The sequence below is a fragment of the Brevundimonas sp. genome (genome assembly GCF_041911375.1).
GTDB lineage: Bacteria > Pseudomonadota > Alphaproteobacteria > Caulobacterales > Caulobacteraceae > Brevundimonas.
This window is the reverse complement of the sequence record NZ_JAYRPA010000081.1, coordinates 21,873-29,005: the sequence shown is the minus strand read 5'-3', so window position 1 is coordinate 29,005 and position 7,133 is coordinate 21,873. Positions and strand designations below refer to the sequence as shown.

General features: G+C 69.8%; 5 protein-coding genes. All 5 read right to left on the bottom strand.

Annotation, left to right across the window (positions count from 1 at the left end):
* A partial coding sequence (locus ACE3PU_RS13880) for an MFS transporter (protein WP_374390692.1) occupies nucleotides 1–1,683 on the bottom strand: 1,683 nt, incomplete at its 3' end.
* Complete coding sequence (locus ACE3PU_RS13875) at nucleotides 1,683–2,234, bottom strand: TetR/AcrR family transcriptional regulator (RefSeq protein ID WP_374390691.1); 552 nt, start codon at nucleotides 2,232–2,234, stop codon at nucleotides 1,683–1,685. The genes ACE3PU_RS13875 and ACE3PU_RS13880, both read right to left, overlap by 1 nt.
* A 42-nt stretch (nucleotides 2,235–2,276) precedes the next feature.
* Nucleotides 2,277–2,789 carry a GNAT family N-acetyltransferase gene (locus ACE3PU_RS13870; protein WP_374390690.1) on the bottom strand — a complete coding sequence of 171 codons (513 nt, stop codon included), beginning with the start codon at nucleotides 2,787–2,789 and terminating at the stop codon, nucleotides 2,277–2,279.
* On the bottom strand, nucleotides 2,786–4,861 hold the full coding sequence (locus ACE3PU_RS13865) for a S46 family peptidase (protein ID WP_374390689.1): 2,076 nt from the start codon (nucleotides 4,859–4,861) through the stop codon (nucleotides 2,786–2,788). The genes ACE3PU_RS13870 and ACE3PU_RS13865 overlap by 4 nt, the downstream gene beginning before the upstream one ends.
* A 174-nt stretch (nucleotides 4,862–5,035) precedes the next feature.
* The gene (locus ACE3PU_RS13860; RefSeq protein ID WP_374390688.1) at nucleotides 5,036–7,120 is read right to left on the bottom strand and encodes a S46 family peptidase; all 2,085 of its coding nucleotides are present in this window, start codon (nucleotides 7,118–7,120) and stop codon (nucleotides 5,036–5,038) included.
* Nucleotides 7,121–7,133: the final 13 nt, after the last annotated feature.

The window sequence follows — 7,133 nt, the reverse complement described above, 5'->3', positions numbered from 1 at the left end:
GGCGGCGGAGACGGCGGAGGCGTCGGGGGTTCGGGCGTTGCGGCGGGCCTGGCGCCGGGCGCGCCAGCGGGGCCTGAGGTGGGTGACGGTGACCCAGGCGCAGCCCAGGGCGGCCAGCACGGCGATGACGCGGAACACGTCGTCATAGGCCAGGACGTTGGCCTGCTGGGTCACCTGGCGGCCGAGCAGGGCCACGCCCTCGGCCTTCAGCAGGGCGGGGTCGGTCAGGGTGTGGGCGTAGGCGCCCGACAGCTGGGCCAGGCGCTGGGTCACCTGCGGGTCCGAGGCGACGATGTCGGCGGCCAGCTGGTTGGAGTGATATTTCTCGCGCACGATCTGAAGCGTGCCGGTCAGGGCCGATCCGGCCAGGCCGCCGACGTTCTGAAGCACGCTGAACATGACGATGAAGCTGATCAGGTTCTGCTTGCCCTGCTGCAGCACGCGCGAGATGCCGATCATCAGCGCCGGGCCGATGAACATGGCCGAGGCGAAGGCGATCATGGCCTGGCTGAGATAGAGCTGGGCCGGGCGGGTCAGGACGGTCGCATGGCTGTCGATGAAGGCGCCGACGGCGATGAGGCCCAGCGCGATGGCGATGGGCTTGTTCAGCTTCTCCATGTTCAGGGTGAAGGCGCTGACGGCGGTGCCGGCGATCATGGCCAGCAGGATGACGACGAACAGGCCGTGCAGCTGGTCCGGGCCAAGGCCCACGACCGTCAGAAAGCCCACGGCGCCCGAGGTCTGCTCCGACAGCACCATGCGGATCAGAAGGATGGCCCCGAACAGGCGCAGCATGTCCGCGCCGGTCAGCCAGCGGGTGTTGATCAGCGGATTGGCGCGGCGATGCTCGATCGTCAGGGCGGCGGCCAAGAGCACGATCGAGCCGATCAGGGCCCAGCCGATCCACGCCGCCTCGGTCCACCAGACGATCCGGCCCAGGCCCAGCACGGCGGTCAGCAGGGCGACGCCGGGCGCGAACAGGGCGAAGGTGACGAAGTCCAGCTTGTCGAACACCTTGAGCCGCTCGGACGGCGGCAGCTTCAGCACCTGGACGGCGGCCCAGGCGACCAGGGCGAACCCCAGCTCGAAGACGTAGAAGCCGGGCCAGCCGTCCAGATCCAGCAGCGTCGGCATGATCAGGCGGCTGATCGGCACGGCGAAACTGGCCAGGCCGATGCCGATGATCAGCCCTTTCAGCCGGTGGGCGGCGGGGAAGGCCTGGATCAGATAGAGGAAGCCCAGGCTGGACAGGCCGGTGGAGGCCATGCCGGCGACGGCGCGCACGACCAGGGTCGATTCATAGTTGTGCACCAGCAGGTGCGCGGCGCAGGTCAGGACAAAGACGCCCAGGAAGATCTGGGTGAACAGGCGCAGGCCGTACTGCATACGGAACTTGACCAGGATCAGGTTCATGCAGGCGTTGGTCATCACGAAGACGACCGGCAGCCAGGCGGCCTCGGTCGCTGTGACGCCCAGCGCGCCCTGCAGGTTCTGGATGTTGGCGGTGACCGCGGCGTTGCCCAGGCTGCCGACCAGGGCGACCAGGACGCCGGTGAAGGCGTACTGAAGGCGGCGGGGCCAGGGGTGGTCGGGGGTGGCCGGGCTGCCGGGCATCATCGGCCGCTCGTGCGGCTTCAGCGTCTCGACGTATTCGTCCCAGGGCAGGTGCCAGTTGCGGGCCATCAGCGCGCCTTCAGGCCGTTCAGGACGATCAGGCGGGTGCGGGCGGAGACGGCGCGGCGCTCGGCCTCGTCGGCGCCCTGGAAGCCCGAGCCCAGCAGGGTGGCGATCAGACGCACGTCCATCGGCGCCAGGTCCTTTCGCACCAGGCCGGCCGCCTGGGCCCGCGCCAGGGGGGCGGCGCCGGCCTCCATCAAGCGTTGCCGCAAGGGCGTAAGCGCGTCGGGCGAACGGACGTTCCGCAGCACGTCGGACCAGCCGGCGTTGCGCATGACCAGGTCCGCCAGCTCCTCGACGAACCAGAAGAAGACCTGCGGATCGTCGCCGCGCGCGCGGGTGCGGGCGTCCAGGTCGTCGACGCCGTCGATCAGCACGGCCAGGGCCAGTGCGGTCCGGTCGGCGAAATGGCGATACAAGGTGCCTCGCCCGACGCCCGCCCGCTCGGCGATCAGCTCAAGCGGGGCGTCAAGGCCGTGTTCCGACAGCACTTCGCGCGCGGCCTTCAGCAGGGCGGCGCGATTGTGGACAGCGTCTTTTCGGGTGGGGCGCGACATTCTGTCCAGTTAAATGGACAGCCGTGTCCGTTTTGCAAGGGGTCAGGCCAGCGCCTTTTCCAGCACCACGAATTCAAGCTCCGGACGGGGCGGATCGACGGGGAAGGGACGGCGTTCGCCGGTGGGGGCGTAGCCGCGCCGTTCGTACCAGGCGATCAGTTCGGCCCGGCGGTGGATGACGGTCATCTCCATGCGGCGGGCGGCGAAGCGGGCGACGGCTTCCTGCTCGGCGGCGGCGAGGATGCGGCGGCCCAGGCCCGACGCCTGCAGCGCCGGATCGACCGTCAGCATTCCCAGATAGGCCAGGCCGTCGCCGACGCGGGCGACCTGGACGCAGCCGATCAGCCGGTCGCCCCGGTGCGCCAGCAGGATGACGCGATCGGGGTCGGCGATCAGGCCGGCCAGTTCCTCTGCGCTGGTGCGGGCGCCCGACAGCAGGTCGGCCTCGTGCGTCCAGCCGGCCTTGGCCGTCTCGCCGCGATAGGCGCGCTCAATCAGCGGATGGAGCGCGGCGACGTCGTCGGGCGTCGCCGCGCGGAAGGCGACGTCGCTCACCGGGTGACGCCCAGCTCCTCGACCAGATGATCCATGCCGTAGACGTCGCGGAGCGCCACGGTCACCGCCTGGGTGGTGACGATGACGCTGCGGTTCACCGCCCGGTCGTAGCCGTAGGCGTTCCTCTGGGTCAGGACGGTGGAATCGAAGTTGGCCCCGATGATCTGGCCCCGCGCATTGATGGCGGGCGAGCCGGAGGAGCCGCCGATGGTGTCGGTGGAGACGGCCATGTCCATCACCGCGTTCGGATCGATGCGGTCCTTGGCCGCCAGCAGTTTCGGAGCCACGTCGAAGGGCGCGGCGCCGGTGGCGCGGTCCCACAGGCCGCCGAAGGTGGTGAAGGCGCCGAACCGCTGGCCGGGAACGTCCGAGCCTTCGACCTGGCCGTAGGTCAGGCGCAGAGTGCCGGTGGCGTCCGGATAGACGGCGTCGCCATAGGCGGCGAAGCGGGCGGCGGCCAGCTCCTCGGACGCCCGATCCGTGGGCGCCTGAACCCGGCTCTCCCAGGCGTCGCGCACCGCACGGGCGTCGGCGTCGATGGCCAGGGCGTACTGGATCATGGGATCGCTGGAGGCCTGAACAGCCGCCAGGCCGCCTTCCCAAAGGGCGCGGCGGGCGGCCGGATCAGCCAGAGTCGTGCCGGCGACCAGACGAGCCGACAGACCTTCCGGGCTTTCCTTGCCAAGCAGGGTGCGGACGGCGGGATTGTCGACCGTCAGCCACTCGCGGGTCTTGGACAGCCACCATTCGAGCCGGATCTGCTCCAGCTCCGGATAGGTGGGCCGTTCGGCGAACAGGCGGGATTCGACGCCCGACAGGCGGCTGTCGGCGAACTCGGGCAGGCGCTGGTCGGACGGCTTGGCCCGCTCCTGGGCGCCGCGCACCAGGGTGCGGGCGTAGGCGAACAGCTGAGACCCGCCGCCGGCCGAGGTGGTCCCCAGGCCCGTGCCGCCCTCAAGCAGGGCCATGGCGGGATAGAGCTCGCGGGCGGTCGGCTGGATCGTCTCCAGGGCGCCCCACGGGCCGGGCCCGTCCCCGTTGGCGGCGGCGTAGCGCTGCATGAAGTCGGCCTCGGCCGCAGCCTTTGCGGTCATGAAGGCCGGGTCGATCAGGGCCGCCATCCGGCCGCGGCCGCGCTTGTAGGTGTTTTCCAGGCCGACGATCGGGTCCATGGCGATGAAGGCCTGCTCCTCGCCCTCTTCCGAATAGCGGATCAGGCGGCCGCGCAGTTCGGACGCGATCAACTGGTCCAGCGGCAGGACCACATCGCGGATGGTGGCCAGCTGGTCCATCGTCAGCAGCCGCTGAGTGGCGCCGGGGTTGCCGGAGATGAAGACGGCCTCGCCCTCGGTCGGCTTGTCGGCGTTCCAGGCGAAGTGGGTCGGCGTCTCGACAGGCTTGCCGTCCTCGTACAGGCGGATGAAGGCCGCATCGATGGCGAAGCGGGGGAAGGAGAAGTTGTCCAGGTCGCCGCCGAAGGTGGCGGCGCGATCCTCAGGCGCCCAGGCCAGGCGGACGTCGGAATATTTGCGGTACTTGTAGAGCTTGAACTGACCGCCCCGGTACAGGCTGACGACCTGGCAGCGGATCTTCGGGTCGTTGCCGCAGGCTTCGGTTTCGATCCGCCCGGCCTCGGCGTCGCGGGCCTGGGTGAAGGCCTGGCCTTCGAGGCCCTCGCCGGCCTTCTGCATCCGTTCGGTGACGTCGGAGATGTCCGTCAGGATCTCGGCGGTGGCGCCGGGGCACTTCAGCTCTTCCTCGCGGGACTTCGGGGTGAAGCCGGTCTCGGCGTAGTTGACCTGGGGCGTCGACAGATTGGCGACGCAGGTGGCGACGCAGTGGTTGTTGGTCATCACCAGGCCCTGGCCCGAGACGACGCCGGCCGAACAGCCGCCGAACTTCACCGACGACAGCCGCACCCGGTCCAGGAAGGCCTGGTCGATGTTCGTTCCCAGCGCCTGGTTGGCGCGGGCGATGGGGAAGTTGTCGAAGGTCCACATGCCTTCCTCGGCGCGGGCCGAGGAGGCGGCGAAGGCGAGGACGGCGGCGGAGGCGAGAAGGGCGAGGCGCATGGGGCGATCCTGAATTCTCCCTCCCCGTCCGGGGAGGGTGGCTGGCGCGCAGCGCCAGACGGGTGGGGGCGGCAGGGCGACGAGCGCTCGGGTCCGTGCGGATCGCCGAGCCCTCCCCACCCGGTCGCTGCGCGACCACCCTCCCCCGAGGGGGAGGGAGAGAGGCGTATCGGCTTACTCCACGCCCAGTTCTTCCAGCAGGCGGGGCTGGTTGTAGACGTTGCGGAGCGCCTCGGTGATGGCGGCGGTGGAGACGGTGACGGTGCGGTTCAGGTTTCCGTCGTAGCCGAAGCTGCCGCCCAGCGAGTGGATGTTGCCGTCGAAGGCGGCGCCGATCACCTCGCCCTTGGCGTTGATCACCGGCGAGCCCGAGTTGCCGCCGATGATGTCGTTGGTCGAGACGAAGTCATAGACGGTCTGCTTGTTGACCTTGTCCTCGGCCGCCAGCCAGTCCTCGGCCGCGTTGAAGGGCTCGGCGCCGGTGTTCCGCTCGTAAAGGCCGCCGATGTAGGTGAAGGGCTCCACCGTCACGCCCTGGTGGGTCCAGCCCTTGACCGCGCCGTAGGACAGGCGAAGGCTGAAGGTGGCGTCCGGATAGAGGTTGGTGCCGTAGGCGGCGAAGCGGGCCTGGGCGATCTTTTCCCCCGCGCGGCTGGTCGGGCCCGAGACGGCCGATTCCCACTGGGTGCGGATGGCCTGGGCCGCGTCGTCATTGGCCAGAACGAACTGGATCATGGCGTCGCCCGAGGCGGCCAGCTGCTCCGGCGTCATGGCCAGGGCCTGGGCGCGGAAGGCCGGGTCGGCCAGGCGGGTGCCCGAGACGGTGCGCTGGGCGATCTGCTCGGGGCTGTCCTTGCCCAGCAGCGCCTTCACCTGCGGATTGTCGACGGTCAGGTATTCGCGGGTCTTGGACAGCCAGAACGACATGTAGATCTCCTCGATGTCGTTGGAGATCGGCGCGTTCTGGGCCAGGCGGCGGCCCAGGGCGGCGATGTCGGCGTCCGAATAGCCGGGGCGGCGCTCGGCGGCCGGCTTGGCCCGCTCCTTGGCCGCGCGGACGATGGCCTTGGCGTAGTTGTAGAGCTGCGAGCGCGGGCCGGATTCCAGCTGGCGGTAGGGCAGGTAGAGGTCGCGCTGGGCCTGGGCCACGCGCTCCAGATCGGCCCAGGGATCGCCGATGCGGGCGGCCAGTTCGGGGTCGGCGGCGACGCGCTGGCGCAGGTCGGCCTCTTCCTGGCGCTTCTTGGCCATGAAGGCCGGATCGGTCAGGGCGCCCTGCTGGCCGTAAAAGACCTTGAAGCTGTTCTCCAGGCCGAAGATCGGGTCGACGGCGACGCGCTTGGCCTCCTCGTCGGTGGTCGAATACTCCAGCAGGCGGCCGCGCAGTTCGGAGAACTGGATCAGGCTGATCGGCAGCTGCTGGTCGCGCAGCGCCTCCAGCTGGGCCACGGTCAGCAGGCGCTGGGTCGTGCCGGGATTGCCGGCGACGAAGGTGACGTCGCCTTCCTTGGGCGCGTTCGGGTTCCAGGTCAGGTGGTTGGGGGTGGCGACCGGCTTGCCGTCCTCGTAGATGCGCAGGAAGCCGCTATCCAGCGCATAGCGCGGGAAGTTGAAGTTGTCCGGGTCGCCGCCGAAGAAGGCGGCCTGGAACTCGGGCGCGAAGACCAGGCGGACGTCGTCGTACTTGCGGAACTTGTAGAGCTTGTACTGGCCGCCGCGGTACAGGCTGATGACCTGGCAGGTCAGCTTGGGATCGTCGCCGCAGCCTTCCTTCTGGATCCTTTCGGCCTCGGCGTTGCGGGCCTGGACGAAGGCGGCGCCCTCCAGGCCCTGGCCGGCGCCGGTGACCCGCTCGGTCACGTCGGTGATGTCGGTCAGGATCTCGGCCGTCTGGCCGGGGCACTGCTTCTCTTCCTCGCGGGTCGCCGGCATCCAGCCGTTCTTGACGTAGTCGTTCTGGGCGTCCGACAGGTCCTGGATGCAGCCGACGACGCAGTGGTGGTTGGTCAGGACCAGGCCTTCGCCCGAAACCAGCGAGGCCGAGCAGCCCTGCAGGCGCACCGCCGCCTCACGCACCCGGTCCAGCCAGGCCTGGTCGATGTTGGTGCCATAGGTCTGGTTCACCGTGGCGATCGGGAAGTTGTCGAAGGTCCACATGCCTTCTTCCGCCCGGGCCGGCGCGGCGGGCGCGGACAGGACGGCGGTCGCGGCGCCCAGGGCGGCCAGCGAGGCGGTGAGACGGAGCGAAGGCAGGGTCATCAGGCGGTTTCTC